Origin of the sequence: Desulfosarcina sp. (genome assembly GCF_033791525.1) — a bacterium.
Taxonomy (GTDB): Bacteria; Desulfobacterota; Desulfobacteria; order Desulfobacterales; family Desulfosarcinaceae; genus Desulfosarcina.
In genome coordinates this window covers 1-3,716 of record NZ_JASJGN010000383.1, presented here as the reverse complement: position 1 = coordinate 3,716, position 3,716 = coordinate 1, and the positions used below count along the sequence as shown (strand labels likewise).

General features: G+C 54.6%; 4 protein-coding genes. All 4 read left to right on the top strand.

Annotated elements, in window-relative coordinates; translation table 11 throughout:
- On the top strand, window positions 1-356 hold a 356-nt coding region (locus QNK41_RS18805), incomplete at its 5' end, for a LysM peptidoglycan-binding domain-containing protein (RefSeq protein WP_319260050.1).
- 220 nt (window positions 357-576) lie between these two features.
- Entirely contained in the window at window positions 577-2,067 is a 1,491-nt protein-coding gene (locus tag QNK41_RS18800) for a CDP-alcohol phosphatidyltransferase family protein (RefSeq protein WP_319260047.1), read from the top strand.
- Between the two features lie 43 nt (window positions 2,068-2,110).
- Window positions 2,111-2,599, top strand: coding sequence for a YchJ family protein (locus QNK41_RS18795; RefSeq protein ID WP_319260045.1), 489 nt, complete (start codon window positions 2,111-2,113; stop codon window positions 2,597-2,599).
- A gap of 115 nt (window positions 2,600-2,714) precedes the next feature.
- Window positions 2,715-3,248, top strand: coding sequence for a nitroreductase family protein (locus QNK41_RS18790; protein WP_319260042.1), 534 nt, complete (start codon window positions 2,715-2,717; stop codon window positions 3,246-3,248).
- Window positions 3,249-3,716 lie beyond the last annotated feature (468 nt).

The following is a 3,716-nucleotide window of genomic DNA, read 5'->3' as shown; positions in this document are numbered from 1 at the left end:
ACATACCCTATGGCCAGCCGCTGCAATTGCACCAGAAGATTAAAGTTCCACTGGATGCCATAGCAGCCGCGGATTTCGAAGCCCGACGTTACGATTTTCACAAGCGGCTGCAGGAGGATTTCTTTGCAGCCTATCGTGTGGGGGAACTCCAGCGATACCGCGTCCAGCCGGGGGACAGTTACTGGACCCTGTGCCGGGACAAATTCGATCTCCCGCTGTGGCTGCTCAGACACTACAATGCCGGGGTGAACCTGGCTGCATTGAGAATTCACCAGCCACTCACCATTCCCGCCATTGAAAGCCTCCTCGAAAACAGTCCGGAGGCGGCTGCCGGAGGGACAATGCCGGACGCCTAAACCGTTATGCAATGCCTGATCCCGCTGTCTGTTGCGGAGAGATTTCAATGTTGCTGGCGCACCGTTTCTACCTCTCGGAGACAACCTGCCTATTCCATACAAAGATGCGGATACCCGGCCGTTCGCGGCTTGACTAGCGTGAGCAATCCCTCTATGATGCCTGAGGCTTAAAAATTGCCGTGCCCGATCAACATCTTTCAGGCCAACAGGCTTTACTCCCATGACCGATAAAATTCCGCTGCCGGCGAGGCTTGCCGCAATTTTTGTTTACAGTCGCCCAGTCCTGATTTTTGGCGGCATGATCTGTGCCTTGGCGGTCATATGGGGTCGAAACCCCGTGGTATATACCGTCGGGGTTTCCTTTCTGATCCTCTCTATGATTTTCGATCTGGTGGATGGCTGGTTTTCTGCCCGCTTCCGGCCCAACGCCCCGCTTGCTCCCCTTGCGGACCGACTCATGGACAAACTGGTCTATTCCATTATCTTTCCGGTCATCGCTGCCGGTATGATGTGGCGTTTGCTGGTGTCGGAGACAGATCCCACCCAAGGCCAGTTGATGCATGCGATCTTTGTCCTGGTGCTTTGTGTGACGGTACTGGTGCGGGACAGCTTTGCGTCCTTCATGCGCGGGTTCGCCATCCGCCAGGGCGTAGAGCCAGAGAGCAGCGAATACAACCGCATGCGAACCATCGTGGCCGCACCGGTCAGTGCGTTGCTCTACGCATATGCTTTTTATATCCCCGCAGGACCGGAGTCCTGGATCTATTTTCGCATCTCCTATCTGGGCAACGTTCCCTTGCGAATCCTGTTTTTTGTGGAAATTCTGTTTTTTATCATCAACTTAGGATCCATCGCCGGCTACTGCCGCAAATACGGCACTGCCTGCCTGGACGAACTATGTTACGGGGACGAGGTGCTTCGACGAAAAATCCTGTCGGTGTTTCCCAACGCCCTGACGGTGATGAACGCCCTGATGGGTCTCATTGCTGTTTTTTTTGCCTATCAGGGGCGGATGCGGGAAGCCTATCTGATGATGATTGGGGCTGCTACGTTCGACAAGCTGGACGGCGCCCTTGCCCGCCGGTTGGGCCTGACGGAACCCCTTCCAGATGAACGTCCGAAGAAGAAAATCAACATGGGCAGCATCATGGACGATCTGGCCGATGCCATCAGCTTCTGCATCGTGCCGGCCTGGATTTTCTACGTCACCCTGAACCAGTTTGGTCAAGGCCGCTTTGCGCACCTGCCCGTGGGGTGGATTGCCTTATTCTATGCGGCTATGGGTATGGGCCGGCTGGTCTATTTCACCCTGGACAAGACGCCGATACCCGGCTTTTTCAAAGGACTGCCCACGCCTGCAGCGGCCATGCTGGTCATGTCTCCGCTGGTGATATTCGACCATGCCCTGGCGCTCTCTTCTCAGCGGATTCTTTTCTGGGGGCTTTTTGCAACCGGCACCATGGTGTTTGCCGGGGTCATCATGAACCTGTACCCCATCCGATACATCCACCTGGGACGGACGATGAGTCGCCATCCCTGGTTCGGCCGCGCGAACCTGCTCCTGTTGACCATCAGCATGTTTACCCCTATTTTCGGACAGATTTGTCTGGGATATGGGATCCTCTATCTCCTGTCGCCCCTGTTCACATGGCGCATCCTTCCCAAGGATGCTGCCCGGGAGAGCCGGCGGGAAACACTGTCCGAAGGCTGATGGATGGTTTCATGATAAACAACCCAATGATTGGAGTAACACGATGGCGCTTTGCCCCTGCGGAAGTGAAAAAGATTACTCGGATTGCTGTGAACCCCTGATCAAGGGCGACCGGGCCGCCGAAACTGCCGAAGCGTTGATGCGATCCCGCTATACGGCTCATGCGAAAAAGGAGTTCGATTATATTTTTGAGACCACGCACCCTTCAAATCGCCAGAATGGGGACCGCAAAGGGACGGCAGCCTGGTCCAGGAAGCTGGACTGGCAGCGGCTGGAGGTTCGGCATTCAGAGAAGGGTGGCCCGGACGATTCGGTGGGTACGGTGGAGTTTCTGGCACGCTACCGCAAAGACAGCAAGGCGTTCGATCACCATGAAATTGCTGAATTTGTCAGGGAAGACGGCCGCTGGTATTTCAAGGACGGTCAGGCGCCGCAGCCGGTGCAAGCCGTCCGCCAGGGGCCGAAAATCGGGAGAAACGACCCGTGCACCTGCGGCAGCGGCAAGAAGTATAAAAAGTGCTGCGGGGCTTGAGGTCTGAGGTCTGAGACCAGCGACCAGAGACTATAGACCAGAGAGCGGTTAACAGTGAGCAGTGAACTGAAGCCGTGAACCCCGAACCACGAACCAGGACTGTAGGGGAGAGAATATGTTTATCGATTTGTTAAGATCGCGTCGGAGTATTCGTAAGTTCGAGGATAGACCCGTTGAGGCGGATAAGGTTGACCTGCTCGTGGAGGCGGTCCTTCGGTCACCCTCTTCCAGGGGGTTCAATCCATGGGAATTTGTGGTGGTTAACGACCCGGCGATCATCAAGCGGCTGTCGACGGCCAAACCTCACGGCGCCTCGTTCCTGGCCAACGCCCCGCTGGCCATCGTGGTCTGCGCGGATCCGGGCAAATCGGATGTCTGGGTTGAAGATGCCTCCATCGCAGCCATTATACTGCACCTGGCGGCAACCGACCTCGGCCTGGGCAGCTGCTGGATTCAGCTGCGCAGGCGCAATTACGATGACTCCAAAACCGCCGGTGAATACGCGGCCGATGTTCTGGGCCTGCCGGTAGAATCGGTGGTGTCAGCCATCATGGCCATCGGCCATCCGGCCCAGCAGCCGGCGCCCCATCCGAAAGCGTCCCTTCAGCGCGATAAGGTGAGTGTCAATCGTTACGGCAACCAAGAATGACGGATTCGTAAAAAATCCGATCCGCCTGAGGCGGATAAATATCTGCGTTACGCTTCATCCTTCGTCACTGCGGCGTACCGTAAGTACGCCTCTTTCCTCAGGATGAAACATGAATGTTCGCCGAAAGGATGGCGATCGATTTATTGTTCGCTCGCTCAAGCTCGCTATCGCGGCCCGCAAGCCTTGATCTCGGGCTTTTTACGAAACCGTCGGAAATGCGACTTTTTACGAGTTCATCAATCTTAAAATTGGGTCAAATAAATCCCAAATTACAATATCCAAAAATCAAACAAGGATGAATGCCCTTTCTTCAAGATCACAAGGTTTGTAATTTTGAATTTGACTATTGTGATTTATTTGGATTTTGGTTTTTGGTTATTGTGATTTATTCTACCAAGGAGAATTGCCATGGCTGAAGATCTGAAAAAAATGTACCGTACCATCATGGACGACCATTTTCCCCCGAAA